Origin of the sequence: Marinobacter xiaoshiensis (assembly GCF_031631795.1) — a bacterium.
In the GTDB taxonomy this organism is placed as follows: Bacteria; Pseudomonadota; Gammaproteobacteria; order Pseudomonadales; family Oleiphilaceae; genus Marinobacter; species Marinobacter xiaoshiensis.
This window is the reverse complement of sequence record NZ_JAVMBO010000018.1, coordinates 240,573-266,008: the sequence shown is the minus strand read 5'-3', so window position 1 is coordinate 266,008 and position 25,436 is coordinate 240,573. Positions and strand designations below refer to the sequence as shown.

The 25,436-nt window shown below is 52.4% G+C and carries 22 protein-coding genes and 1 pseudogene; 15 read left to right on the top strand and 8 right to left on the bottom strand.

From position 1 onward, the window contains the following. Nucleotides 1–143: 143 nt before the first annotated feature. Nucleotides 144–683 carry a class I SAM-dependent methyltransferase gene (locus tag RKA07_RS16600; RefSeq protein ID WP_310966869.1) on the top strand — a complete coding sequence of 180 codons (540 nt, stop codon included), beginning with the start codon at nucleotides 144–146 and terminating at the stop codon, nucleotides 681–683. A 38-nt stretch (nucleotides 684–721) separates the two neighbouring features. Here the strand turns inward: RKA07_RS16600 and RKA07_RS16595 are convergent. The 7 genes and pseudogenes from RKA07_RS16595 to RKA07_RS16565 all read right to left on the bottom strand — a co-directional run. Further along, nucleotides 722–883 (bottom strand): annotated as a pseudogene (locus RKA07_RS16595) (TIGR00366 family protein); the annotation flags it as partial. A 209-nt stretch (nucleotides 884–1,092) separates the two neighbouring features. Beyond that, a complete protein-coding gene (locus RKA07_RS16590) occupies nucleotides 1,093–2,547 on the bottom strand; it encodes a phospholipase D family protein (RefSeq protein ID WP_310966868.1) in 1,455 nt (484 codons plus the stop codon). 18 nt (nucleotides 2,548–2,565) lie between these two features. Beyond that, nucleotides 2,566–3,300: a glutamine amidotransferase gene (locus RKA07_RS16585; protein ID WP_310966867.1), complete on the bottom strand. Its 735-nt coding sequence runs from the start codon at nucleotides 3,298–3,300 to the stop codon at nucleotides 2,566–2,568. Then, nucleotides 3,297–4,022, bottom strand: a complete 726-nt coding sequence (locus RKA07_RS16580) for a YebC/PmpR family DNA-binding transcriptional regulator (RefSeq protein ID WP_200201832.1) — start codon at nucleotides 4,020–4,022, stop codon at nucleotides 3,297–3,299. The genes RKA07_RS16585 and RKA07_RS16580 overlap by 4 nt, the downstream gene beginning before the upstream one ends. A 110-nt stretch (nucleotides 4,023–4,132) precedes the next feature. Continuing rightward, nucleotides 4,133–4,933 (bottom strand): oxygen-binding di-iron domain-containing protein, encoded by an 801-nt coding sequence (locus RKA07_RS16575; protein ID WP_200201831.1) that lies wholly within the window; start codon nucleotides 4,931–4,933, stop codon nucleotides 4,133–4,135. A 149-nt stretch (nucleotides 4,934–5,082) separates the two neighbouring features. Then, complete coding sequence (locus RKA07_RS16570; protein ID WP_200370092.1) at nucleotides 5,083–5,511, bottom strand: SRPBCC family protein; 429 nt, start codon at nucleotides 5,509–5,511, stop codon at nucleotides 5,083–5,085. Between the two features lie 115 nt (nucleotides 5,512–5,626). Then, nucleotides 5,627–6,502 (bottom strand): AraC family transcriptional regulator, encoded by an 876-nt coding sequence (locus RKA07_RS16565; protein WP_200201829.1) that lies wholly within the window; start codon nucleotides 6,500–6,502, stop codon nucleotides 5,627–5,629. A 165-nt stretch (nucleotides 6,503–6,667) separates the two neighbouring features. On the opposite strand from RKA07_RS16565, the gene RKA07_RS16560 reads away from it, so the two are divergent. From RKA07_RS16560 to RKA07_RS16520, 9 genes are all read left to right on the top strand, one after another. Then, nucleotides 6,668–8,161 carry a CoA-acylating methylmalonate-semialdehyde dehydrogenase gene (locus tag RKA07_RS16560; RefSeq protein ID WP_200370090.1) on the top strand — a complete coding sequence of 498 codons (1,494 nt, stop codon included), beginning with the start codon at nucleotides 6,668–6,670 and terminating at the stop codon, nucleotides 8,159–8,161. A gap of 130 nt (nucleotides 8,162–8,291) precedes the next feature. After that, on the top strand, nucleotides 8,292–9,458 hold the full coding sequence (locus RKA07_RS16555) for an acyl-CoA dehydrogenase family protein (protein WP_200370089.1): 1,167 nt from the start codon (nucleotides 8,292–8,294) through the stop codon (nucleotides 9,456–9,458). A gap of 26 nt (nucleotides 9,459–9,484) precedes the next feature. Beyond that, a complete protein-coding gene (locus tag RKA07_RS16550; protein ID WP_310966866.1) occupies nucleotides 9,485–10,264 on the top strand; it encodes an enoyl-CoA hydratase in 780 nt (259 codons plus the stop codon). A 41-nt stretch (nucleotides 10,265–10,305) separates the two neighbouring features. After that, the gene (locus RKA07_RS16545; RefSeq protein WP_310966865.1) at nucleotides 10,306–11,409 is read left to right on the top strand and encodes an enoyl-CoA hydratase/isomerase family protein; all 1,104 of its coding nucleotides are present in this window, start codon (nucleotides 10,306–10,308) and stop codon (nucleotides 11,407–11,409) included. Between the two features lie 62 nt (nucleotides 11,410–11,471). Beyond that, a complete protein-coding gene (mmsB, locus tag RKA07_RS16540; protein WP_310966864.1) occupies nucleotides 11,472–12,359 on the top strand; it encodes a 3-hydroxyisobutyrate dehydrogenase in 888 nt (295 codons plus the stop codon). Between the two features lie 196 nt (nucleotides 12,360–12,555). Next, a complete protein-coding gene (locus RKA07_RS16535) occupies nucleotides 12,556–13,488 on the top strand; it encodes a DMT family transporter (protein ID WP_310966863.1) in 933 nt (310 codons plus the stop codon). A 128-nt stretch (nucleotides 13,489–13,616) separates the two neighbouring features. Beyond that, nucleotides 13,617–15,824, top strand: a complete 2,208-nt coding sequence (locus tag RKA07_RS16530) for an OsmC domain/YcaO domain-containing protein (protein WP_310966862.1) — start codon at nucleotides 13,617–13,619, stop codon at nucleotides 15,822–15,824. Between the two features lie 105 nt (nucleotides 15,825–15,929). Further along, on the top strand, nucleotides 15,930–16,916 hold the full coding sequence (locus RKA07_RS16525) for a diaminopimelate dehydrogenase (protein ID WP_310966861.1): 987 nt from the start codon (nucleotides 15,930–15,932) through the stop codon (nucleotides 16,914–16,916). A 35-nt stretch (nucleotides 16,917–16,951) separates the two neighbouring features. Further along, on the top strand, nucleotides 16,952–17,245 hold the full coding sequence (locus tag RKA07_RS16520; protein WP_200201820.1) for a YkgJ family cysteine cluster protein: 294 nt from the start codon (nucleotides 16,952–16,954) through the stop codon (nucleotides 17,243–17,245). Here RKA07_RS16520 and RKA07_RS16515 read toward each other — a convergent pair. Beyond that, on the bottom strand, nucleotides 17,235–17,501 hold the full coding sequence (locus tag RKA07_RS16515; protein WP_200201819.1) for an RNA recognition motif domain-containing protein: 267 nt from the start codon (nucleotides 17,499–17,501) through the stop codon (nucleotides 17,235–17,237). The two genes, RKA07_RS16520 and RKA07_RS16515, sit on opposite strands and share 11 nt — an antisense overlap. A gap of 174 nt (nucleotides 17,502–17,675) precedes the next feature. On the opposite strand from RKA07_RS16515, the gene RKA07_RS16510 reads away from it, so the two are divergent. From RKA07_RS16510 to RKA07_RS16490, 5 genes are all read left to right on the top strand, one after another. Then, nucleotides 17,676–18,572: a DMT family transporter gene (locus RKA07_RS16510; RefSeq protein ID WP_310966860.1), complete on the top strand. Its 897-nt coding sequence runs from the start codon at nucleotides 17,676–17,678 to the stop codon at nucleotides 18,570–18,572. 119 nt (nucleotides 18,573–18,691) lie between these two features. Next, nucleotides 18,692–20,773 (top strand): type VI secretion system Vgr family protein, encoded by a 2,082-nt coding sequence (locus tag RKA07_RS16505; RefSeq protein WP_310966859.1) that lies wholly within the window; start codon nucleotides 18,692–18,694, stop codon nucleotides 20,771–20,773. Beyond that, the gene (locus RKA07_RS16500) at nucleotides 20,773–21,636 is read left to right on the top strand and encodes a DUF4123 domain-containing protein (RefSeq protein WP_310966858.1); all 864 of its coding nucleotides are present in this window, start codon (nucleotides 20,773–20,775) and stop codon (nucleotides 21,634–21,636) included. Before RKA07_RS16505 ends, RKA07_RS16500 begins: the two co-directional genes overlap by 1 nt. Then, nucleotides 21,629–24,490, top strand: a complete 2,862-nt coding sequence (locus RKA07_RS16495; RefSeq protein ID WP_310966857.1) for a toxin VasX — start codon at nucleotides 21,629–21,631, stop codon at nucleotides 24,488–24,490. Before RKA07_RS16500 ends, RKA07_RS16495 begins: the two co-directional genes overlap by 8 nt. Then, entirely contained in the window at nucleotides 24,465–25,340 is an 876-nt protein-coding gene (locus RKA07_RS16490; RefSeq protein ID WP_310966856.1) for a hypothetical protein, read from the top strand. The genes RKA07_RS16495 and RKA07_RS16490 overlap by 26 nt, the downstream gene beginning before the upstream one ends. The last annotated feature ends 96 nt before the right edge of the window (nucleotides 25,341–25,436 follow it).

Genomic DNA, 25,436 nt, shown 5'->3' with positions numbered 1-25,436 from the left:
TGACGGTGGTATCCGAGGGAAATTCGAAAGTCAGTCCGGGCGTAAATGCTACATGCACGGTTTGTGAGAAGGCCTTGTTGGCGCGGTTCAGGGTTGTGGCGGGCAAGGAATATCTGCGTTGTCCATATTGCAAGGCAACCCTTATGGCCCAGGTAAACTGGCTTACGCCGGAAGAAGAGCGTGCCGTTTATAACCTTCACAACAACGATCCGGATGACACAGGGTACCGGTCTTTTCTTGAAAAACTTGCCCTGCCCATGCTTGCTTGCATCCAGCCAGGGGCTTGCGGTTTGGATTTCGGCTGTGGTCCGGGCCCTGCGCTTGCAGAAATGATGCGGGAGGCGGGTATGGGTGTGGAGCTCTACGATCCATTTTTCTACCCAGCCGAATCAGCCCTCAGCCGTCAGTATGATTTCATTACCTGCACAGAGGTTGTGGAGCATTTACATTACCCCGCCAAGGTGTTCAGCCAACTGAATGGATTGTTAAAGCCTGGGGGCTGGTTGGGCATAATGACCTGCTTTCAGACCAGTGATGACCAATTTGACCGGTGGCATTATCGGAGGGACCCCACGCACGTTGTATTCTATCGGGAAGCCACCTTAAACGTTATTGCTCAGCGTATGGGGTGGGCTATGACGGTGCCGTGCAAGGATGTGGCGCTATTCTATAAACCGCTATAGATACCGGGGGCACCTTGCCCCCGGTGGGTTTTCTGTTTTTAAAGCCATGTAAGCCCCACGCTGATGATCACGCCCGTGATGACCAGTAACATCAGGCAATATCCCATGATGTCTTTCGCCTTGAGCCCGAAAATTGCCAGTACAGGCAGAGCCCGGAAGGGTTGCAGGAGGTTGGTCCAGGCATCGCCCCAGGCATCCGCCGGAGGGAACAAAAAATGTTCACCAGACCGGCGCTGATTTGGCCTTCAAACACCATGGCAGCTCTGTTGAGAATGCTGTATCTCCTTGTTATTGTGGATTTTGATATGCACCAGCTTAGATGGAGGCCAGATAAAAACCAAACCTGATGGCATAAGCAGAAGGCATAGGGAGACATTCGGTAACGAAGGTGCCGGGCAGAGAGGTTGATTTAAAAAGTAGACAGCCCGGTGGCTTCCATCAAGCGGTAGCGCCAGTAGCGTAGGCGGGAGTTATCAGCCCAGCGCTCATAGGGCAGACTAAGTACCGGATCACTACCTGGGCCCGATTGCCACTGAGTTTCAAAGAAGCCAGCGGCTTTCGTAGCCACTTCCGAATCTGCTGGTACGGCTACCCAGGCATTGGTTTCCAGGTTTAGGTCATCAAGATTGCGCCGGGTAAAGTTGGCGGAACCCAGAAGAAGTTCGGTGGAGCCTGCCAAGGGGCGGAGCATTAACAATTTGCTGTGACACTGCTCCCCAAAGGTGTTGCACCAGCGCACAGGGATGCCGGCTTTGTGAAGTTCCAGGGCAACCTGGCGGTTCGGTATGCCACTCTTCTGATGGCCGAATGCTTCGTTATTGGCATCGAGAAGCACCCGCACCTGTACACCACGATCATGCGCGTCAAGCAGGGCAGTGACTACTCCGCGATGCGAGAGGTAGAAGAAGGCGAGGTCCAGGCGGCTGCCGCTTTGGGCCTTGGCGATCATTTCGAGCGCGGTATCCCGAATGGCCGATTCTGTTTTGATTGCAACGGAGCCAGTCGCACTATCAGCCGACTCAGCCGTCGATAGTTGTGAACTTGTCCGGCTAATCAGTGCGTCCAGTACTGGGTTGTACTGAGATGCCATGGCCAGAACCGCCTGCTCACTTTTCAGAACATCAGCAACCGCAGGGCCAGTAAAGCTAATGGCAATGTTGCTGTGCCGGCTACTGCCATCATGAGGGTTGGCAGATGTTATCAGGGCGCGTAGCTTATCCCCTTCATCAGTAACCAGAACCTTGCGGTGGTTTGCTTTGAAGTTGGGCAAGGCAAGGTAGCTGCGAACAGTAACTGGCTGTGTGCCCAAGGCATTTGGCAGCCAGCCACCTTCAGAGTTGTTGCCAAACCACTGACAGCAGACCCGCCAGATGGCAGACCATGCTGGATTGCTGTCGCGAAGCGGGCGCAAGTTGGTTTCTGTTACGGAAATGCCAGCCTGCCGAAGCGCCTGAAACCAGGGTGACTCTGAGCCACCGTAAAGGGTGTTCAGGGGGTCAGAGATAACAATAATCTCCAGCTCCGGCAGTTTTGTCTTCCGGTTGATCAGGGCATGGGTTAGCTGCTCGGAAAGGTGACGGTGCTCCACGCCTTCAGGACTGCTGCTGTTGAAAAGAAACATGTCGACCAGAATGAAGGACTGGGCCTGGCCGATGAGGCGCAGGATTTCGTCGAATATTTCGTGGTCGCGGGTTTCTGAGCCATTGTTGTGATGATTGGTCGAATCCTTTAGCAGGATTGCGTCATTGAGAGGGTGTGTGTCGCCATTATGGCTGATACCGGGAGGCAGGGGTTTGTAAGAATGAAACAAACCCACACCCACCAGTGTCAGAACTACGAATGCGAGCAATACCTTCAATGCCATAAGCAGCCCGGTGCAGATTTAACCTGCGTGGTTGTGTTTTACCAATCTAGAGAAGCGCTCCAGCAGCCCAGAGGCTTCCGGTGCATCTTCAACCGAGTTAATCATGGCTTGTGGGTCAAGCCCTTCCTGCTCCAAAGCGGGCGCTTGAACGGTGAGGTAGGCTTTCATCACAGCGCTGGAAAACTCCGGATGAAACTGCACGCCCCAGGCGCGCTCGCCAAACCGAAAAGCCTGATGCGGCTCAAACTCATTGCGGCCCAGTAAAACAGCGCCTGGGGGCAGGCTCAGTACCGACTGCATGTGAGTGAGTTGTGCACTGAATACTCTTGGCATGTCGCGGAACAGAGGATCATCCTGGGCGCTGGCAAGCAGTTCGACCCTTCTGGTTCCACTTTCGCGGCCTTCTGGGTGGTAGCCTACTTCACCGCCCAGGGCATGGGCGAGTAGCTGGTGCCCGTAGCATACGCCGAGCATGGGGATGTTCATATCAACCACCCGTAACACCCATTGAGCAGCTCGTTCGCTCCAGGGTTCGCGATCGCTGACCATGGCGGGAGAGCCTGTTACTACAACACCATCCCAGTCGGCTGGATCGCTCGGTAGCTCATCAGCCTGAGCATTAAATACGGTAACGTCAAGATCAGGCGATAACCCGCGCAGGAACCATTGCTCAAAGTCACCGAACTGTTCTTCGATGGATGGGTAGGTGCTACCGGTTTTGAGAATGGCCACTCGTGGCTTTGGCTGGCTCACTGTTCTGGCAATTCTGCGTTGTGGAATATGTTTTGCACGTCATCCAGTTCGTTCAGCATGTCGCAAAACTTCTCGAACAACGGGATATCATCGCCTTCCACTGGTGTGGTGGTTTTAGGCAGGAACTGAATTTCGTCAACTTCAAAGTCGATATCGGCAAAGGCTTCTGTCAGCGCCTGGCGAGCTTTGGCGTATTCCGTGTTTGGTGTGAATACTGTGATCTGGCCTTCTTCGTTTTCAATGTCGGTAACGTCGACATCGGCTTCCATCAGCGCCTCGAGCACGGCGTCTTCGTCTTCACCTTTGAAAACGAAAATGGCGCAGTGATCGAACATGTGAGCGACGGTGCCGGGCGTACCGATCTTGCATTTGGTTTTGGTGAAGGCCAGTCGAACATCACCAAAAGTGCGGTTCGGGTTGTCGGTCAGGCAGTCAACGATGACCATGCAGTTGCCAGGGCCGTAGCCTTCATAGCGAGCGGTTGAGTAGTCTTCGCCTGCGCCGCCCTTGGCTTTATCAATCGCCTTTTCAATAACATGGGAAGGAACCTGATCTTTCTTCGCGCGCTCAATCAGCCCTCGCAGAGACAGGTTGGCCTGGGGGTCTATACCGCCAGACTTGGCCGACATGTAAATTTCGCGCCCGTACTTGCTATACACCTTGGTTTTGGCCGCCGCCGTTTTGGCCATGGATTCTTTGCGGTTTTGATAGGCTCTGCCCATTTTTTGCGCTGCCTCATACTTGCTGGGGAAAAGGTGGGATTTTACGCAAGAATAGCAGTTTGGGACAGGTCTATTTGACGGACCTGTCCCTCAGGTTACCCGTTTGGCGCTTAGATGTAGTCAACAGGGGCACGATAGTTGTCCTGCACCATCAGGTCGATACCACATTCAACATTGCTTACCCAGGTCAGGAAGCGGTCAATCATCGCAGGCCCTTCGAAGCGCTTTCCATGCTGAGGTACGATCATTTCAACGTCCATATCCCGGATCATATTGGCCCAAAGTCGGCAGACCTTGTTTGAAGCAATATAGCGCCGATGGAATCCCATCATGTGAGGAATATGTTGGTCGAAATCCTTTACGGGCAGATGGTCATCGTCTGCGCCCATGGACGCTCCGAGATCGCCTGAAAACAGAATTTTCGAGACGGGATCATAAAACTGCAGGTTCCCTACCGAGTGCATGAAGTGGGCTGGCAGGCACTGCAGGTAGGAATCCCCGAACCTTACGTTGGCGCCCGAATCCGGAATGCTGACAATGCGATCATAAACGCTTCCGCTCAGCTGGTTGGTGACATAGCTGGACACCAGGTGAGGGAGGAACCTTGCCCACAGTTTGGATGTCACAATTTTCGCATTGGTATGGACTATCCAGCGGTCGATGGCGCCAATTATGTCTGGGTCCTGGTGAGATGCGAACACAAAATCCATGTCCTTTATGTTCATAAACTTGGAGGCCGCGACCGCAAGGGGTGTGTAGGTAAGGTCGCCGCCCGGATCAATCAGGGCCTCGTGTTTGCCATCGACTAGCAGGAACTGATTGGACTGGACACCTTCTCCGGTGACCAGGGAATCAAACATCAGGCACTTATGATGCCCGTTATCGAACAGGACAATCGGCTCGTTCGCCATCTTGATCTCCGCAGTAAAGGAAGGCCGGCTATATCGCCGGATATTGCAAGTTGCGCGGAGAGTACAAAATTGATGGATAACAACAATTGCCTCAGGTCAATTATCTGATATCCATCAAGTAACGATTTGTTTCGCTTGAATAAAGCGGCTCAGGCCAGCCTTGGTACCTTCTTCATGCCGCGGCGTATGGCATTCTCCAGACCAGCGCTAAGCAGTTTGCCTGTGTAGGGAACGCGGTCTTCAAAGGTAATCCGGTAGCGCACGCGGGTGTAACCTTCCGGCGTATCCTCAAAGCGAATCCGGCCCAGGTGATTGCGAATCGGGCTCATGCTGGTGATTGTGTATTCAATCAGTATGTCCGGTTCGAAGCTGGTGACGGTTTCTTCCAGGCCAAAAGGGCCAATGCCAACCTTACGCACAGAACCCAAGCCGTTAGGGTCGGCCTGGCCGCTGTTTTTGATGCGCTTTACGGGTGCGCCCAGTAGCTTTCCGAAGCTTTGGTGGTCGGCAAACAGGGCAAACACCCTGCTGCGGGGTACATTGAAGGTTTCATCAATTTCAAATGTATGCGTAGCCATTTCGTGTGCTCTTTATTGTGTCTTTGTTCCGAAGACTAGCGGTTTCGTTACTCCAACAAAAGTCGTAGATGGCGGCAAGGCAGTAACTGGCCTGTTGTGCCGTGCCAATTCATTGTTAGTGCCTTGGTGTATGCCTGTAGTCTCTGGGCGATTGCCCCATTACTTTCTTGAACAGTCGGGAGAAATAATAAGCGTCGTCATAGCCCAGGCGATGGCTTATTTCGGCAAAACTCAGGTTTGTGGTGTCCAGCATCTGGCAGGCGCGTTCTACCTTGAGGTGCAAAAAGTGCTGAATGGGAGAGGTTCCGGTCTGCTCTTTGTAGCGAGTGGCGAAGTGCGTGGGAGATAGCCCGGCAAGATCCGCTAGTTGCTCCAGGGTGATGCGCTTGTCCAGATGCTCGTGCATATAGTTGTTGATGGTATCCAGTTCGCTTTTTCGTTCATGGCTTGTTTCATCGATGCTGATGGGGATTGCAGCAAGCAGTTGCCTTAGTCGATTGGCAGCATGAATCAGCCCCTGTGCACGGAAGCCAGTCTGCCGAACGGAGAGCAAGCCATTAAAATCCACTAAGAGCCTGGGTTGGCGCCCCAGATGACGGACAGGTGTTGAATCATCAAACCCCATGTACTTATGGAACTCGTTTGACAGCGGCCCGGTGTAGTGAACCCAGTGGATCGTCCAGGGATTATCCGGATCTGTTGTGTAGCGATGGCTGGCGCCCGCAGGCAGCAAGAGAAGGTCTCCTGCCTCCAGTGTGTAGGGCACACCTTTTACGTTCAGGAATGCCCGGCCATCGGTACAGTAAATCAAAAGATTGTCGCGGTGATTCTCCCGGTGCATGTGGTGTCCCGTGGCTCGGCGGTAATGGCCGAAGGCCAACGGGTAGAGATCACGCGTAAGTGGGTGCTCAGACAAAAGACTGATAATAGAGGCAGGCACCACATAGCGAATGCTGTCTTTGGGCACTGGCCACTGGGAGGTTTGAATCATGATTGTTACTGCTGCTCACCATCTTGTAATCGAAAGATAGTCCATCAAGGTCGAAATTTAGTCAATCACCAAGTGCTGATGGGCGTGCTAAGGTCTATCCATACATAGCCAAAGTGATCCTGATTTTGGCCAGCCTCTCGCACAACAACAAACAGGGATACCGACATGAAAAACGTTCCACTGTACCTTGCTGGTGAATTTGTTCAGAGCCAGACCAACGAATGGATTGATGTGACCAATCCGGCCAATAACGAAGTGATCGCCCGGGTTCCATGCGCAACCGATGCTGAAATGCGTAAGGCAATCGATACGGCTGGCGAGATGTTCAAAACCTGGAAAGAGGTTCCGGTCTCTGAGCGTGCCCGCGTGATGATGCGTTACCAGGCTCTGCTGAAAGAACATCACGACGAAATTGCAGAAATTCTTTCTCAGGAAACCGGTAAAACCTTCGATGATGCCAAAGGTGATGTGTGGCGCGGTATTGAAGTGGTTGAGCATGCGGCCAACATCCCTTCCATGATGATGGGTGAGACGGTTGAAAACGTAGCGCGTACAGTCGATACCCACTCCTGGATCCAGCCACTGGGTGTTTGTGCAGGTATTACGCCGTTCAACTTTCCAGCGATGATCCCACTTTGGATGTTCCCCCTCGCTATCGCCTGCGGCAACACATTTATTCTCAAGCCTTCCGAGCAGGATCCGCTGACTCCGATGCGACTTGCTGAGCTGTTTGAAGAGGCTGGTGCCCCCAAGGGCGTGTTGCAGGTTGTTCATGGCGGCAAGGAACAGGTGGATGTTCTGCTTACTGACCCTGCCATTAAAGCCATATCGTTTGTGGGCTCTGTGCCTGTGGGCCGTTATATCTACGAAACCGGTACCCGCCACATGAAGCGCGTTCAGAGCTTTGCTGGCGCCAAAAATCACATGGTGATCATGCCGGATGCTGATAAACAGCAGGTAATCAATGCTCTGGTTGGCGCCTCTGTAGGTGCAGCTGGTCAGCGTTGCATGGCTATCTCCGTGGCCGTGTTTGTGGGTGAAGCCCAATCCTGGATTCCTGAATTGAAAGAAGCCATGGCGAAGATTCGCCCGGGTGCCTGGAACGACTCCGGTGCCAGCTATGGACCAGTCATTTCCCCCAAGGCGAAAGAGCGTGTTGAAGCACTTATTGCCACGGGTGAGGCCCAGGGTGCGAACCTGCTTCTGGATGGTCGTGGCTGCACTGTAGACGGACTGCCCGATGGCAACTGGGTTGGCCCTACACTGTTTACCGGCGTGACCACCGAAATGGACATCTACAACGAAGAAATCTTCGGCCCTGTGTTGGCCTGCATGGAAGAGGACAGCCTGGAAGACGCCATCGAGCTGATTAACAAGAGCCCATACGGTAATGGTGTATCGATCTTTACTGCCTCCGGCGGCGCGGCCCGTAAGTTTCAGCATGAAATTGAAGTGGGGCAGGTGGGTGTAAATATTCCCATTCCTGTGCCCCTGCCGTTCTTCTCATTCACCGGCTGGAAAGGCTCTTTCTACGGTGATCAGCACGCATACGGCAAGCAGGCCATTCGCTTCTACACTGAGACTAAAACGGTTACCTCCCGTTGGTTCTCCAGTGAGGCAACATCATCTGAGGCGAACTTCTCTATCCAGCTGCGTTAACTGTTTTGAAGGTGGGTTGGTTTGGGTCGGAACGTGTTTCCGGCCCCTTTTTTTATCCCGAGTGAACAAGCACACTTGAGCCAGGTTAATCTGGAGAACGTGCAGAACGCGCAGAACTTGGAGAGAAACGATGAATTTTAACCTCACTGAAGACCAGTTGGCGTTCCGCGAGGCCGCTCGAGCCTTTGCTGAAAAAGCCATGGCACCCCACGCAGCCAAGTGGGATGACGAGCATATTTTCCCGGTAAGCGTTCTGAAAGAAGCTGGCGAAATGGGCTTTATGGGCATTTATACCCCGGAGGCGCTTGGCGGCATGGGCCTTTCCCGGCTGGATACCTCTGTGATTGTTGAAGAACTGGCCTCTGCCTGCCCTTCAACGGCTGCATTTATCACGATTCATAATATGGCGACCTGGATGGTTGCGAGCTTCGCGCCCGATGACCTTAAACAGGAATTGGTGCCGAAACTGGCCAGCGGGGAGCTGCTGGCATCTTACTGCCTGACGGAACCCGGTGCGGGTTCTGACGCGGCCAGTTTGCGCACTAAAGCTGTGCGAGATGGCGATGATTATGTGATCAATGGCAGCAAGATGTTTATCTCCGGTGCCGGTGAGACGGACATTCTTGTGTTGATGGCGCGCACGGGTGCGGCAGATTCAGGCGCCAAGGGTATTTCCACCTTTGTGATCCCGGCCAACGCGGAAGGTATCACCTACGGCAAGAACGAAGAGAAAATGGGCTGGCACAGCCAGCCAACTCGTACCGTTAACCTTGAAAATGTACGTGTTCCGGTCACCAATCGTGTGGGTGAAGAAGGCGACGGGTTCGCCATTGCCATGAAGGGCCTTGATGGTGGGCGCCTTAACATTGCCACTTGTTCTTTGGGTGGTGCCCAAGCTGCGCTGGTGAGAGCCCGCAACTATATGCACGAACGGCAACAGTTCGGAAAGCCTTTGGCCGCTTTCCAGGCGTTGCAATTCAAACTGGCAGATATGGCAACCAATCTGGTGGCAGCCCGGCAGATGGTTCGTCTTGGTGCCTATAAACTGGATACCGGCGATTCTGAAGCTACATTGCACTGCGCCATGGCGAAGCGTTTCGCAACTGATGCCTGCTTTGAAGTGGTGAATGATGCACTGCAGTTGCACGGAGGCTACGGTTATATACGGGAGTACCCTCTGGAGCGCTTCCTGCGCGACCTGCGTGTGCACCAGATTCTGGAAGGTACCAACGAAATTATGCGTCTGATTATTGCCCGTCGCTTGTTGGATGACGGTGTGGCCGAGGCCATTCAATAAATCGCAAAAATAACAGGAGAAGGATGATGAGCGATCTGATTCAGCTCGAGAAACGCGAACACATTGCAATACTGACCATCAACAATCCACCGGCCAATACCTGGACAGTGGATTCTTTGGCTGCGCTGACAAACATCGTCCGTGAGCTTAATGAGGACAAGAATATTTTTGCATTGGTTCTGACCGGGCAAGGCGAGAAGTTTTTCTCCGCCGGTGCTGACCTGAAAACCTTTGCCGATGGCGATAAGGCCCGTGCCAATGAAATGGCTCAGCTCTTTGGTGAGGCATTTGCGGTATTGACCGCGTTCCGTGGTGTATCCATCGCTGCGATTAACGGCTACGCCATGGGCGGCGGGCTTGAGTGCGCCCTAGCCTGCGATATCCGTATTGCCGAAGAGCATGCGCAGATGGCTTTGCCAGAAGCGACGGTTGGCTTGCTGCCCTGTGCTGGCGGAACCCAGAACCTGCCCTGGATTGTGGGCGAAGGCTGGGCCAAGCGCATGATTCTGTGTGGCGAGAGAGTGAAGGCCGACAAGGCTTTGCAGATCGGCCTGGTTGAGGAAGTGGTCCCCAGTGGCAAAGGCCTGGAAAAGGCCCTGGAATTGGCTGAAATGGCCTGCAAGCAGAGCCCGTCTTCCGTTGCCCGCTGCAAAACGCTGGTGATGAGCTCCCGCGATGGCCGCAGCCATTCCGACAGCTGGCGCATGGAGCGTGAACTTTTTGTTGAGCTGTTTTCCACCGAAGACCAGAAAGAAGGCGTGAATGCCTTCCTGGAAAAACGTAAGCCGGGATGGAAAAACCGCTAAAAGCCTTTTAATCCCTGAGGCATAGGGTTCAAGGAATTGTTATGAGTCATCAACAATCTGTAGAAAGTAACCAGCCGGTTGTCTTTGAAGAGCGGAAGGCCGCCGACGGCGCAGTAATTGCTGTGGCCAGGCTGAATACGCCAAAAGCGCTGAACGCACTGTCTCTTGAGATGATCCGGATGCTGACGCCTCAGCTCAAAAGCTGGGCTGAGGACGATCGCGTTCGCGCTGTCTGGATTGAAGCCGAAGGCGACAAGGCGTTTTGTGCTGGCGGTGACATTGTGGCGCTCTACCGGAGCATGACCGAGCCCAAGAGTGGCGGCGGTGCCAGCGCGGGAGAGACCTTCTTTACGGAAGAGTATGAGCTGGACTATATGATCCACTCCTATCCCAAGCCGGTTGTATGTTGGGGCCACGGGATCGTTATGGGTGGCGGTATCGGCATCATGGCCGGCGCATCCCATCGGATTGTTACGGAAGCCTCTATGCTGGCAATGCCAGAGAGTAGTATAGGGCTCTACCCGGATGTAGCCGCAGGCTGGTTCCTGAACCGCACACCAGGGCGCACCGGCCTGTTTTTGGGGTTGACCGGCGCTCGCATGAATGCCGCTGACGCCATCTTTGTGGGCCTTGCCGATCGCTTTATCAGGCATGAAGTTAAAGCAGCCGTGGTCGCGGATTTAACGGCGCACAACTGGCAGGGCGAAGATGCATTTGCTGTCGTGGGTAGTGTGCTTAGAAAGCATGAAGACCAAAGTGCTGATGCCTTGCCGGAATCTCAGGTGCGGGCTCACTTCGATGAGATCAATCGTGTAACCGATGCCGACAATCTGGCCAAAATGGTTGCACAGATGAAAGAACTGGCCGGCGGTGACGGCTGGTTGGCCAAATCAACCAAGCCTCTGGCGTTTGCATCGCCAACGTCTTTGGCTCTGTGCTGGCAGCACCTGCAAAACTGCCGCCTGGATAGCCTTCGGGAAGTGCTTGATAAGGAGCTCATACTTTCTAAAAACTGCCTGATTAAAGGCGAGTTTGCCGAGGGTGTCCGTGCGCTATTGATCGACAAGGACAGACAGCCCCGCTGGCGTTACGCGTCGCTGGAAGAAATGGACAGCGAGTGGATTGACAGCTTTTTCCAAAAATAGCCTGACCGGCCGCCTGAGTAGTGGCGGCCGACTCAACCGAACACAAAAACAAGGGGATGATTATGGCAACGATTACCTTCATAGGCTTGGGCAACATGGGTGGCCCCATGGCCAGCAACCTTGTGAAAGCCGGGCACGAAGTAACCGTTTTTGATCTGTCAAAAGATGCGGTAGCCGCGCTGGTATCAGAAGGTGCCAAAACGGCAGACACAGCCCACGAAGCGGCCAAAGGAGTTGAGTGCGTGATCACCATGCTACCGGCAGGCAAGCACGTTGAGGCTGTGTATCTGGGTGAAGATGGGTTGCTGGCGGCTCTACCCGAGGGCACGATGGTTATCGACTCATCCACCATCTCGCCAGAAACGGCTCGCAGTGTCGCGGAACAGGCTGAGACCAAGCGTATTCCATTCCTCGATGCGCCTGTTTCCGGTGGTGTAGGTGGTGCGACAGCGGGCACACTGACCTTCATTTGTGGCGGCGATGAAGAGACCTTTACTAAAGCAAAGCCGATTCTGGAAGCCATGGGCAAGAACATCTTCCATGCTGGCGATCATGGTGCTGGTCAGGTCGCGAAAATTTGCAATAACATGCTGCTTGCCATTTTGATGGCAGGCACCAGTGAAGCATTGGCGCTGGGTGTGAAAAACGGCCTGGACCCTGCGGTTCTCTCCGAAGTTATGAAGCAGAGTTCGGGCGGAAACTGGGCGTTGAATGTTTACAACCCCTGGCCAGGCGTGATGGATGGTGTACCTGCATCCCGTGACTACCAAGGAGGCTTTTTGGTCAACCTGATGAACAAGGATCTTGGCTTGGCCTTCGATAACGCCGTAAAGAATCAGGCGGCTATCCCCATGGGTTCTCTTGCCCGTAATCTGTTTTCCATTCATGCAGAACAGGGCAATGGAACACTGGATTTCTCCAGTATTCAGCGTCTTTACAAGCCCGAGTAACACCTGCCGGGGCTCGATGTTTCGTGCCCCGAAACCTCTCCTGATGTGATTCCTTCCCCGGGTTTTTGCCTCTATACATTGGTATAAAACTGTTGAGCAAGATAACTATAAGTAGGACAATGAGTTCGCTCAATTGTGGATCGGTGGCGAGTAAGGCGTAGCCGGTTTCTGATCACGGCTGAAGGCTGCTTTACCTATGCTGACGAACACTTTTGTACTCTATTTGTCGACCGTGTTGATCTGGGGCTCGACGTTTATAGCGATCCCTCTGCAATTGGGTGAAGTACCGGGCGATGTGTCCATTGCCTATCGATTTGGGCTGTCTGCGCTGGTGCTGATGCTTTGGTGCAGCCTGACCCGACGAAATATGCGATTTGGTTTCCGGCAGCATCTCTGGATGGCAGGTCAGGGGCTGATGCTATTTGGCTTCAATTACATGCTGGTTTATCAGGCGGCTGCAGATATCACCAGCGGATTAATTGCCGTGGTGTTTTCCACAATTATTGTGATGAATATCATCAACGGCGCTCTGTTCTTCGGCAATCGAATGCCCCGTGCAGTGATTGGGGGCGCGGCGCTTGGGCTTGTGGGGATTATCCTGGTGTTTTTGCCGGAGGTTCGCGCGCTGGACGCCGATGGTGCCACCTTACGTGCCATCATTCTCAGCTTGGCAGGAACCTTCATCACATCCTTCGGCAACATGCTCTCTGCCCGCAACCAGGCATCGAAACTACCTGTTATGCAAACCAACGCCTACAGTATGGCTTACGGCGCTCTTTTGCTGGCGCTCATTGCCTGGGGCAGGGGTGAGGCATTCGTTTTTGAGGCCACTTGGAGCTACACCGGCTCTTTGGTCTACCTGGCTTTGATCGGCTCTGTTCTTGGTTTTGGCAGTTTCCTTACGTTGCTCGGGCGGATAGGGCCGGAGCGTGCGGCCTACTGCATGGTGCTCTTCCCAATTGTAGCGCTTGCGCTGTCAACGGTTTTTGAGAATTACATCTGGACGGTTGAGGCAATTGCGGGCGTATCCCTGGTGCTTGCCGGTAACTTGTTGGTGATCCTGCCCAAAGAAAAGTTGCAGCGGGTGTGGCGGATTTTTCGGCCACCAGCTGTCAGGCCTACAGAGTAAGTACGTTGTAGAGGTAGTGATTGGTACGAGGTATGAGTGGCGTAGCGTTACGTCTATAATGGCCGGCCTGAATGGCCCGCACTTTATGGTCAAGGCGCGCCGAAATCTCTAAATTGAGTACCCTCGCAATGGAAATCAACGTCAATTACCTCGACAATCTCCGGGTTGAAGCCAAGTTTGATGACTTCTCGGTGATTGCCGACCAGCCCGTTCGCTACAAAGGCGACGGCTCGGCCCCCGGCCCTTTTGACTACTTTCTGGCTTCATCCGCCCTGTGCGCCGCTTATTTTGTGAAGGTGTACTGCCTGGCGAGGGATATTCCAACCGATAACATCCGCCTTTCCCAGAACAACATTGTTGATCCGGAAAACCGCTACAAACAGATTTTCAAGATTCAGGTTGAGCTGCCGGACGACCTGCCCGAGAAACACCGCCAGGGAATCGTGCGCTCCATCGACCGGTGCACGGTCAAGAAGGTTGTGCAAACCGGCCCGGACTTCCAGATTGAAATCGTTGATAACCTCGATGAAGATGCTCAGGCATTATTGACGATCAAGCCAGAGGGGGGCTCCGATACCTATATTGAGGGTAAAGATCTGCCGCTGGAGCAAACCATTGCCAACATGAGCGGCATTCTTGCCGGTCTCGGCATGAAGATTGAAATTGCCTCCTGGCGCAACATCGTGCCCCACGTGTGGTCACTGCACATGCGTGATGCGGCTTCGCCAATGTGCTTCACCAACGGCAAGGGTTCCACCAAAGAAAGCGCTCTGTGCTCAGCGCTGGGCGAATTTGTTGAGCGCCTGAACTGCAACTTCTTCTACAACGATCAGTTTTTTGGTGAGGAAATAGCCAACAGCGAGTTCGTGCATTACCCGAGAGAGCGCTGGTTCAAGCCTGGGCCTGACGACGAATTACCAGAAGGCATTCTGGACGAGCATTGCCTCGCCATTTATAACCCGGATGGCGAACTGCGTGGTTCCAATCTGATCGATACAAACTCTGGCAATGTGGAGCGGGGAATATGTGCTCTGCCATACGTGCGCCACTCCGACGGCGTCCCCGTCTACTTCCCGAGTAACCTCATTGAAAATCTGTTTCTGAGCAATGGCATGAGTGCCGGGAACACCTTGGCAGAGGCGCAGGTGCAGTGCTTGTCGGAAATCCTTGAGCGGGCAGTGAAAAAGCAGATCATCCAGGAAGAAATTGCACTGCCGGATGTGCCGATGCACGTTCTGGAAAAGTACCCGGATATTCTTGAAGGCGTGCGGGCGCTGGAAGCCCAGGGCTTTCCCATACTGGTGAAAGACGCCTCCCTTGGCGGGCAGTTCCCTGTGGCCTGCGTAACCCTCATGAACCCGAAAACCGGTGGTGTGTTTGCCTCGTTTGGCGCGCACCCCACCATGAAGGTTGCGCTGGAGCGCAGCCTGACCGAGTTGATGCAGGGCCGCAGCTTTGAAGGGTTGAACGATTTCCTTCCTCCAACCTTCAACAGCTTGGCCATCACTGAACCCAACAATTACGTTGAACACTTTATCGATTCAAGTGGTGTAGTGTCCTGGCGATTCTTTAGTGCCAAAGCGGATGTTGAGTTTCATGAGTGGGACTTCTCCGGCACCACCGAAGAAGAAGCCGACTGCCTGTTTGGCATCATCGAAGACATGGGTCACGAAGTGTACACCGCCATTTTTGACGAACTGGGCGCCCCGGTTTGCAGAATGCTCGTACCCGGCTACTCCGAGGTTTACCAGGTGGAAGACCTGATCTGGGACAACACCAACCGGGCCCTGGACTACCGCGAAGACATCCTCAATCTTCATATCTTGAGTGATGAGCAGTTGGCCGCGTTGGTGGAGCGTCTGGAAGACAGCCAGATTGATGATTACACAGACATCATTACTCTGATCGGCATAGAGTTTGATGAAAATACCGTGTGGGGCCAGCTCACCATTCTGGAATTGAAGCTGCTGATCAATCTGGCGCTTAAGCAATACGAAGACGCCCTTGAAAGGGTGGAGATGTTCCTGCAATACAACGACAACACTGTGGAGCGTGGGCTGTTCTATCAAGCCATGTGCGCAGTGCTGGAAGTCACTCTGGATGAAGAGCTTGAGCTAAGCGATTACCTGTTTAACTTCCGACGTATGTTTGGGGAAGAGACCATGGACGCCGTAGTTGGCTCAGTGGATGGCAGCGTTCGCTTCTATGGCCTGACCCCGACCAATATGCAGTTGGAAGGTCTGGATAGGCACCTGCGGCTGATCGAAAGCTACAAGAAGCTGCACGCAGCACGGGCTGCCAAGGCAGGTATCGAGTTGTCGTATAAGAGCGCTTGACGTTCATAATACCTGTAGTCACAACTCTTTCAGTTCTTGGGGCTCGTTACGGCTTACGTGATGAGCTTCCCACGCAAATTTTCAAACGGTACAGGATTAGTAAACATGGCAGACAAGATTAGAGTAGCCATTGCCGGGTACGGCAATCTGGGTAGGGGAGTGGAAGCTGCGTTGGTGCAGAATCCGGATATGCAGTTGGTGGGTGTGTTCAGCCGCCGTGACCCTGCCAGTGTGGCTCTTCTGGACAGCAAAGTGCCGGTTTATGCCATGGCAGATATTGAGCAGTACCAGAACGACGTTGATGTAATGATCCTTTGCGGTGGCTCGAAAACTGATCTGCCGGAGCAAGGCCCTTATCTGGCACAGTTCTTCAATACCGTCGACAGCTTTGATACCCACGCCAAAGTGAACGAATACCACGCGGCATTGGATGAACCTGCACGCAAAGCCGGTAAGGTTGCATTGATGTCTGTGGGTTGGGACCCCGGCCTGTTCTCACTCAATCGCCTGTTCGGTGAAACCATATTGCCGGAAGGCGAGACCTATACCTTCTGGGGCAAAGGCTTGAGTCAGGGACATTCCGACGCAGTGCGCCGTGTGGATGGGGTGAAAAAAGGTGTGCAATACACCCTTCCATCTCAGGACGCCATTGCGCGGGTTCGCAACGGTGAACAGCCTGAACTGACCACCCGGGAAAAACATGTGCGCGAGTGCTTTATTGTTCTGGAAGAGGGTGCAGATGCAGACACAGTGCGAAACAGCATTGTGACCATGCCGGACTATTTCGAGCCTTTCGATACCACGGTTAACTTCATTGATGAGGCGACCTTCGCGGCGGAACACAGTGCCATGCCTCACGGGGGCTTCGTGATTCGCAGTGGCGAAACCGGTACCCAGAGCAAGCAAACCATCGAGTATTCACTGGCGCTTGGTAGCAACCCTGAGTTCACAGCCAGTGTGTTGGTAGCCTACACCCGAGCTGTTCATAAAATGGCCAGCGCCGGCGAAGTGGGTGCCAGATCGGTATTGGATGTTGCTCCGGGTTTGCTGTCACCCAAGAGCCCATCACAGCTACGCAAAGACTTGCTCTGATAGAGTAGCGCCAACAACTTGTGGGAATAACTGCAATGTCTGATCCTGGTATTAGCTGCTCAAATTGCCAGGCCTGCTGTTGTCGCCTGGAAGTGATGCTGATTACCGAGACAGGTGTGCCAGAGCGCTTTATTGAAACCGATCAGTGGGGCGGTAGAACCATGGCGCGGTTGGATGACGGCTGGTGCGCGGCGTTGGATCGCACCACCATGTCGTGTTCGATATACGAGAAACGACCGTTTATTTGCAGAGAATTTGAAATGGGCGGCTACGAGTGTATCGAGGAACGCGCCGCCAATGAACCAGTAGGACAGAGTCTCAGTCTTTAGTGTCTGGCTGGGGCTCTTTATCCTGGGCGACTCTCACCCGTATTTTGTTCGACCCAAGGCGGGTTTCATCCAGGCGCGCCTTGGCCATCTTGGCTTCTTTCGCATGGGGCATTTCCACAAAGCCAAAGCCTTTTGATTTTCCAGTCTCTTTATCTAATACCAGGGTGCATTCAGTAACAGTGCCATGAGCAGAAAACAGCTCGTGGATTTCCTGTTCTGTGGTTGTGCGGGCGAGGTTACGAACTAAAAGTTTCATGATGGGCCATTCGAAAAGTAGGTATGAGCGGGATGTATCCGTAGGCGGCTCAGAGTACTTGGTGTATGCAGTACAGTTTCAAGCCGTGAGCCGTAGAACCCAGTATAGCCTTTAATATGTACAAGCGGATAATGGCGTTCTTGTTTAAACACACGTTTTCCAGGATTTGTAACTATGTATTATGCGTTTCCGCTGCTCGCAGTTATTTTTTGGGCGGGAAATACCGTAGTTAACAAACTGGCTGTGGGGGTGATTTTCCCTGCAGAAATTGGCTTTTATCGCTGGCTGTTCGCCGCCGTCATCCTAACGCCTTTGTTGTTGAGGCCAACGCTGCGATCCTGGCCGGTTGTGAAGGAAAACCTGGGCAAAATTTTTGTGTTGGGTGTTTTAGGTATGGCGATTTATCAAAGCCTTGCCTATTTTGCCGCGCCTAAAACCTCTGCGACCAATATGGGCATTGTATTGGCACTCATGCCTTTGATGTCCCTTATTCTGGCTATCCTCGCATTGGGCCACCGCCTTACATTGGGAGCCGTGGTCGGGTCGCTGTTGTCTTTTTTTGGCGTATTGATTGTAATCACCTCCGGGGATTTGACAGCGATTGCCCAGCAGGGGATCAATGGCGGCGACGGAATGATGCTGGTAGCCGTAGCTGCCTACGCCATATACAGCACTTTGCTGAAAAAATGGCAGATACCCCTGCCTGCAATGCAGCTGTTGTATGCACAGGTGCTAGTGGCGGTGGTGGTTCTGTTTCCGCTGTTTGCGGTGCTGCCACAAACCGGGCTGAACAGTGATAACTTGCCACTGGTCTTGTTCGCCTGTGTGTTTGCATCTATTGGTGCACCCTTGGCATGGATGACCGGCATCAAGCACCTGGGCCCCAGCCGGACTTCCGTGTTCTTCAACCTCATTCCCATTTTAACAGCGCTGATTGCCTCGGTGATGCTGAGCGAAACACTGGGTTCGCACCACTTTATTGGTGGTGGGCTGACCTTGTTCGGCGTGCTCATGTCTGAGTGGTGGACCCGGCCTTTCCGGGCGAAAGCACAGGCGCACGGCTCGGCCTGATCCTTTGCTTGATTAGAACTGGTGCGCTTTTGAAGCAGCGAGAGTTTGATTAACCGCCGCTTTTACGACAGAATCCCTGCCCGGACTCATACAGAACCATACCTTCAAGGATTGAAGATATGCCCCAGGCAAGCGGACTGCAGTTTACCGCCCGTGTTGGCGAACTCCCCTCTGATCTATTTTCCGTTGTTGGCTTCACGCTGACGGAACGACTATCCGAGCTATTTCATGGCTGCCTTGAACTGGCCAGTACCGACCCGGACATAGATGCATCCGAAGTTTTGGAGCAGCAAGTGGATCTGGTGGTATGGCAGGACGGCATACCCCTTCGCCGCTTCACCGGCGTGGTCAACGAATTTGCTCGAGGCGATTCTGGCCACCGCCGCACCCGCTATGAGATTGTTATCGAGCCGCCTTTGTGGCGCTTGGGTCTGATGCACAACAGCCGTATCTTCCAGACCCAAACTACAGACACCATCGTGCGTACCCTGCTGGAAGAACGGGGCATTGTGGATTCAGTGTTTGACCTCAAACGTGCGCCCCAGGAACGGGAATACTGCGTACAGCACCGGGAAAGCGACCTGGCCTTTATCGGGCGACTGGCTGCCGAAGAAGGTTGGCACTACCGCTACCAGCACGGCAGCGTGGATGGAAACGAACAACCCCGTTTGATTATTGCCGACCACCACGGCGATGCACCAAAACTTGAAGCCGCCGAATACAACGGTAAAGCTGGCGGAAGTACCAAACAACCTGTGGTATTCCGCTTTCGCTACGAAGAGCGGGTTCGCGCCGCGTCCGTAGCCACCAAAGACTACACCTTCAAAAACCCCGCCTACGCTCTGATGCACGAACACAGTGCCGCCAGTGCCAACCAACGGCAGGATTACCAGCACTTTGACTACCCGGGCCGCTTCAAAGCCGACGCCAGCGGCCAGCCGTTTACCGAAGCCAGGCTGGATGCCCTCAGAAACGATGCAAGCACAGCTCAAGGCGAAAGCAACCGCGCAGACTTCACCTGCGGTGCCAAAACCGAACTCACCGAGCACGACAACCCCAAACTGAATCGGGACTGGCTGTTGACCGCGGTGACCCACACCGGCAAACAGCCCCAGGCCATGGAAGAAGAGGGCGGTTCTGGCCCGACGACATACCACAACACGTTCAGTGCCGTACCCGCCGACAAAACCTGGCGGCCGAACAATGCTCATCGCCCTCTGATGGACGGCCCGCAAATCGCCCTAGTGACCGGCCCCGAAGGGGAAGAAATCCACTGCGACGAATTTGGCCGGGTAAAAGTACGCTTCCCCTGGGACAGATACAGCAAGAACGACGAACACAGCAGCGCCTGGTTGCGCGTAAGCCAGGGCTGGGCTGGCGGCCAGTATGGCTTCATGGCCCTGCCCAGAATCGGCAACGAAGTCATCGTCTCCTTCCTTGATGGCGACCCGGACCAGCCCATCATCACCGGCCGAACCTATCACGCTACCAACACACCGCCTTACCCGCTGCCGGAACACAAAACCCGCACCACCCTGAAAACCCAGACCCATAAAGGTGAGGGCAGCAACGAACTGCGGTTTGAAGATGAGGCAGACAAAGAACAAATCTACATCCACGCCCAGAAAGACCTGGACCTGCTCACGGAAAACAACCGCACCGAAGTCATCAAAAACGACAGCCATCTCACCGTTGAAAATGACCGCTTCAGCCACGTAAAAGGCAGCAAACACCAAACCATCGACGGCGAAAAACGCGAACAAACCGGCAAAGACCACAGCTTCAGCGTAACCGGCTCCTTGCACCTGAAAGCGGGCACCGCCTGGCTCAGTGACTCCGGCACAGAACTGCACATCAAAGCCGGGCAGAAAGCGGTGATTGAAGCGGGTGCCGAGATCACCCTCAAAGCGGGTGGCAGCTTTTTGAAGATTGATCCCAGTGGTGTTGCTATCGGTGGGGCTTCTATAAAAATGAACGCCGGCGGTGCGGCGGGTAAGGGGAGCGGGCAGAAGGTTCAGGTGGCGGAGATGCCGGGGGTGGTGAATAAAGCTGGTATTCAAAGTCCAGCCCCTGAAGCCTTACCTGAATTACCGGTCCGTCCGATTGCGAAAGCCGACCAGATCAGAGCAATCAAGAACGCTGCGGTTCAGGGTAAGGGTATTTGCCAGGTGTGTGAGTCCGGCAATGAAGGAGGCGCTTGATGATGCCCAAAGGTTTCCTGGATTCTGGTCGGACATTCCTCCTCATAGATGGTGCAAAGGTTGAGAATCTGGCAGAAGCAATCTACAGGGTAAGTCCCGGCGCACCTTGTGATTCGCTTTATCGTGGGACTGAACTGGCTGATATGTCCGAGATTTCTCCTTGGCTTGTGGAGGCGCAATCAGACAGTTCATTGGGTATAAAGTGTTTTGATCATTATATGCATCGCGGAGTTGCGATTGCTTTTCAGACGAATGCCAGTTTGGATGAACTCGTGGCTCATCTTCGAGGTTTGTTAATCGCAAAGCTGGCTACCGGCGATGACGTGGTCTTTCGGTTTTACGATCCGGAAATTGCTCGACAACTGCTTTCTCAGGACCCTCTTGGAGAGAATGTGAAGCGTATTCTGGGACCATGCCATGCTATTGCTGTTCAGGATCGCCGTACGGGAGAATGGGAGCGCTTTCAGAACAACAAGCCATCTCAGGAGCCAATTTGCGACCCCTTTGTCATTCAGGAAGGACACCTGGTTGCGATGGAACACGCTGCGCACCAAACGGCACTTAGAATGCTTGAGCTGCACACGGCTCAGTATTTTCCTCAACTATTGCATTCGCCCAGTACAGTTGAAAGCAACTGGGCCAAGGTCGCCGACCTCATGTCTGAGGCGAGGCAATACGGGCTCTCCAGCACACGTGATATTGCACTCTACATAAATACAATCGGCTGGCTAGGTTGCCATGCGTTTGAAGATGAGGGGGTGCAAACCCTCTGGCAGGGCCGGGGGGATCAGCCAGAAAGAGCCATGATGCGCATTGCAGAGTACGCGGAGAAACATTCCAGGGAGGAACAAGTAAATGGGTAGTGCGAACAGCTCGGCCTTTCTGCACGGAACAGCGGATATCGACTCTGCAGCGCAGATGTGTCCGCTTCCACAGAAAACGGTTGCGTTATACCCAGTGCGCTGGGCGATCAGTCAGGAAGACGCTGTAATACCTGCCAACTTCCGTCCTCCCAGTGTTTCTTTGGAAAAAACACATTACTGCCTTAGAACGCTTACGCCGGGCTGGGTGTATATGTACTCGGAATGTTACGGAACACTCCACGAATATCGTGTTGATGAAAGTGGCGTCATTTGCGAAGTGCAGCCAGGGGTGAATTCTGTCCTCCTTCCGGAGGCGGATGCTGAAAGTGCTCTACCTTGTATTCACCATCCTGAAAAAGGCACGATTTTTCTCAAATTTGTGCCCCACCGATGGACCGTCCGTCTGCAGGAACTTGCAAGGACAGATGCAGAAGTTCGAAGCAAGCATATGCAGGCATTTGCTCTGGATGGGCTGGTTTCCAAGGGACATAGCGAAAACATTGCGCCAACGGAAGCGGTCAATCAGTTTGTTGAAGATTTTCGAAAGCAACGGGCGGACTTTGAGTGGAGTTTGGCAGATTTTATCAGTGGTTTTTCTGAACAGGATTTGCAGGGCCAGAGTAAAAAGCAAACTGAATTTTCCTATTGTGTGGCCTTGGATGATGAGATTGGAATCACATCCGAGCTAGGACAACTGCATGCGCTCTACGTCAACTTGATCCTGAATCATGCGGAAGAGAATGCTTATCCATATACCACGGCAAACCTCGTCGATGCCTTGATCGAACTTGAAGTGAATAAAAAAAGCGATGCAGATGATCAGGAAGGTGTCAGAGAGGAATTAAAAGAGCGGATTCGCATTGCAGATAAAGAGGCTTTTGTCGCTAACTATCATAAGCAGATCGAAGAGTATGACCGGGAACGTGGTCGCGTGTTCGATGATTGGAAACACTGGATCGATTCGGACCTTTTGGCCAGGAAGCTTGAATTCAATGATGTGTGTATGGCTTTAGGCTTTGAGACTGCAGAGAAAGAGTTGGCAGACATACTGGATGGCTATGTGTCTGCAGAAAAAGGCCGAGAGGATGCCAAGAAATGGATGGAATCGGAGGATGGGGAGGGCAGTATTGTTGGTGATATCGTTAAAACAGTCCTTTTCCTCGTCCCCGCTACAAACAAGATTACCGAGAAGCTTAGAGACCTGCCGGGTTTCGACTATGGCAGCCTGAAGATTGTCGAGAGCATGTATGACCTTCCAGCGTATGTGAGTGTGAGCACTGCAACAGACACATTGATGTTGGAATTCGCGACACCTGCTGCAGAAATGGGCGAATGGGCGAAAAGTCGTCAGACCAGGCCTCAGTGGAAAAAATGGATCAAGAGAGTAAGTCGACGTTATAAAATTACCGTGCATGAGCAAGCGATGTCGTTAGATAAGGCAACCGACCTGCTCTTTGAGGCACATCAAAAAGCCCTGATTGCCTCTTCGGGTTATGACTTGTCGGGCGCTACCTTATCACCGGTCGCTGCAGGTTTGCTGGAAGTCAATATTCGAAATCGACTGAGAGGAAGTATGATTGATACCTTCCACCTGACTCCAGACTTCAAAGACAACCCATTTGGATGGTTGCACACGCGCCTCGATCCCGTGGTCAAGTCCATCAAAGAGAGTCGTGGAAAATTCATCGGGGCGGTAGCATTTTTTCATGCCGTTAACATGGTTAGCTTGATGTCTTCTCTCAAGGAAACCCAGAGGGATGTGATGTTGGGTGATCGGTCAGCCATTGAGAAGTGGGGGCCTTTTGCAGACAACCTTTGGAGCCTAATTGAAGGGGTGGTTAACTTCAGTGGAATGCTGATCCGAACGGAGTATGGAAGTGCTCTTGGAAAGAATCTGTCGTTGGTTGGGACTAAGGTTTTTATAACTCTAAATGGCAATCGTGGTTTGAAAATTGTAACTGAGCTCGCAAAAGGCTTAGCGAGAGGTGCAGTCAAATTCCTACCATTTGTTGGAAGTCTGTTAGCTATAGGCATTGAGGGAAATACTGTACGTCGAACCTGGCACACTGGTCATTATGCTGCGACAGGGTTGGCGATTGTTCAGATTGGACTGGCTGGTGGCCTCGGGTATCTCACATATCTTGCGCTAATGGGGACTGGTGTGGGTGCTGGAGTTGTAATCATCGGTGCGGTTCTATTGGTAATCACGGTGGCAGTTTCTGCTTTACAGATATATATCGCTCGTTCAAGGATTGAAGATTTTTTATCAACATCCTTCTGGGGCGGCGCCCGTACTCTCCGATACTGGGATGGTCAAATACGTCCGGCGAATGACGAGCTATTAGAGATTAGCAGATCAATTGTGCTGCGTGAGGATGGCTCTGATGTTCGGCGGTATTTCGAGGGGGAGTTAGATGCTTTTTGTTATCTTTTGTTTTCGCCAATAGTCGAGATAACTGAGCATATGTCTAAACATCCAGTCATTACTCAGCAGGGCGAATATAAGGTTTTGTCAGAATTTACTAGGTTTTCTATTAGTTTTCCCGGGTTTGATCAGGCTTCATGTGCCGCCTCAATTAGGATTTTTGAGGTAGAAAGAAATTTAATTTTTAAAGACGAGTTTAAAGAAATCACAAATCTGTTTGATGGTGGGAAAAAGCATAGCCGCTCAGGCGGCCAAGAGGTTTTTGAATACACCCATTATAACCATAATAGGTGTGATCAGCTTGAGTTGTTGATCGAGTACGTAAAAGACGGTCGTAAGATAACAGGGGATGAGGGGGTGCGCATCATCTTTGATGGTAGTGATGTAGAGGAGTTAGGGGCTAATGAGCGACTCACGTTTGAACTGTGAATTTCCTGAGACCGACATCCAACAACAATTGGAAAAACGGTTTTACAGAACCTTTGGTGAGCGGTTGGCAAGCCCACCCGCAAGGAAAGTTGGGGGCGTGTCAGATAGCTCCGTTGATATGGGGCACAGCATAGCTAATTTTAATGACCGTTTCATTGATGTTCGAACTGATTTTTTGACGAAGCGACTAGGTCTATTGCCTGTTATTAATATTTTTATGGTTGTTGTTTTGTTGCTTATGTGGATTGCCGACCAATTTTATAGTGGAGCTCTTTTGGCAACTGCGCTTCTTCTTTTGCCTCTATGGACAGGGTTTATTGTCTATGAAATTTTTTGCCCGTACACATTGCCTGTTCGAATAGATCGAAGTGAAGATTTTGTTTATGTAGCGCACCGAGGTACGTTCTATAGAGTACCGTGGGATGAGCTTGAAGTAACCTTCTCATACAACTTTCAATATATGGGGTCTGGTGTGGCGTGGAGTCGACAGTATTATTCTCATGTTTTTCTTAGGCAGAAATATTATTTCTGTGGCAAACCCCCAAAAAGTTCTATTCAGAGAAAAAGGCTTTCCTCATATTTTGATGAAAATAAAATTTATAGAAAGTGGAATTTTATTGTGAGGTTCTATCAAGAAGGATTAAATAAAGAAGATTGCTCGAATTTAGAAACTGCCAATTATGATTTATATGTTGAAACTCTTAATAATAGTTCGTTTTTGGCATACATTTTAGACTATTTGAGTTTGATACTTTTCGTTCCAACAATGATTTGGGCAAAATTTTCACCCTTTAAGTATAAGTGGCCTTCAGAAATCGAAGAGGTTTTTGGGAAGGCAAACTATTACTGATCCCGGATTAGGCATTTCGGAATCCCGGCGCAAGAATCTGCACGGCAGTTATAAACGCTGGCTCGAGGAAACAAACTTCACCCACAGTTTTATTCT

Coding starts and splice junctions, on each gene's coding strand:
- RKA07_RS16600 (WP_310966869.1), top strand. CDS start 144: ATGGCCCAGGTAAACTGGCTTACGCCGGAAGAAGAGCGTGCCGTTTAT.
- RKA07_RS16505 (WP_310966859.1), top strand. CDS start 18,692: ATGCCCCAGGCAAGCGGACTGCAGTTTACCGCCCGTGTTGGCGAACTC.
- RKA07_RS16535 (WP_310966863.1), top strand. CDS start 12,556: ATGCTGACGAACACTTTTGTACTCTATTTGTCGACCGTGTTGATCTGG.
- RKA07_RS16490 (WP_310966856.1), top strand. CDS start 24,465: ATGAGCGACTCACGTTTGAACTGTGAATTTCCTGAGACCGACATCCAA.
- RKA07_RS16495 (WP_310966857.1), top strand. CDS start 21,629: ATGGGTAGTGCGAACAGCTCGGCCTTTCTGCACGGAACAGCGGATATC.
- RKA07_RS16555 (WP_200370089.1), top strand. CDS start 8,292: ATGAATTTTAACCTCACTGAAGACCAGTTGGCGTTCCGCGAGGCCGCT.
- RKA07_RS16530 (WP_310966862.1), top strand. CDS start 13,617: ATGGAAATCAACGTCAATTACCTCGACAATCTCCGGGTTGAAGCCAAG.
- RKA07_RS16580 (WP_200201832.1), bottom strand. CDS start 4,022: ATGGGCAGAGCCTATCAAAACCGCAAAGAATCCATGGCCAAAACGGCG.
- RKA07_RS16510 (WP_310966860.1), top strand. CDS start 17,676: ATGTATTATGCGTTTCCGCTGCTCGCAGTTATTTTTTGGGCGGGAAAT.
- RKA07_RS16560 (WP_200370090.1), top strand. CDS start 6,668: ATGAAAAACGTTCCACTGTACCTTGCTGGTGAATTTGTTCAGAGCCAG.
- RKA07_RS16575 (WP_200201831.1), bottom strand. CDS start 4,933: ATGGCGAACGAGCCGATTGTCCTGTTCGATAACGGGCATCATAAGTGC.
- RKA07_RS16515 (WP_200201819.1), bottom strand. CDS start 17,501: ATGAAACTTTTAGTTCGTAACCTCGCCCGCACAACCACAGAACAGGAA.
- RKA07_RS16570 (WP_200370092.1), bottom strand. CDS start 5,511: ATGGCTACGCATACATTTGAAATTGATGAAACCTTCAATGTACCCCGC.
- mmsB (WP_310966864.1), top strand. CDS start 11,472: ATGGCAACGATTACCTTCATAGGCTTGGGCAACATGGGTGGCCCCATG.
- RKA07_RS16500 (WP_310966858.1), top strand. CDS start 20,773: ATGATGCCCAAAGGTTTCCTGGATTCTGGTCGGACATTCCTCCTCATA.
- RKA07_RS16525 (WP_310966861.1), top strand. CDS start 15,930: ATGGCAGACAAGATTAGAGTAGCCATTGCCGGGTACGGCAATCTGGGT.
- RKA07_RS16545 (WP_310966865.1), top strand. CDS start 10,306: ATGAGTCATCAACAATCTGTAGAAAGTAACCAGCCGGTTGTCTTTGAA.
- RKA07_RS16550 (WP_310966866.1), top strand. CDS start 9,485: ATGAGCGATCTGATTCAGCTCGAGAAACGCGAACACATTGCAATACTG.
- RKA07_RS16520 (WP_200201820.1), top strand. CDS start 16,952: ATGTCTGATCCTGGTATTAGCTGCTCAAATTGCCAGGCCTGCTGTTGT.
- RKA07_RS16590 (WP_310966868.1), bottom strand. CDS start 2,547: ATGGCATTGAAGGTATTGCTCGCATTCGTAGTTCTGACACTGGTGGGT.
- RKA07_RS16565 (WP_200201829.1), bottom strand. CDS start 6,502: ATGATTCAAACCTCCCAGTGGCCAGTGCCCAAAGACAGCATTCGCTAT.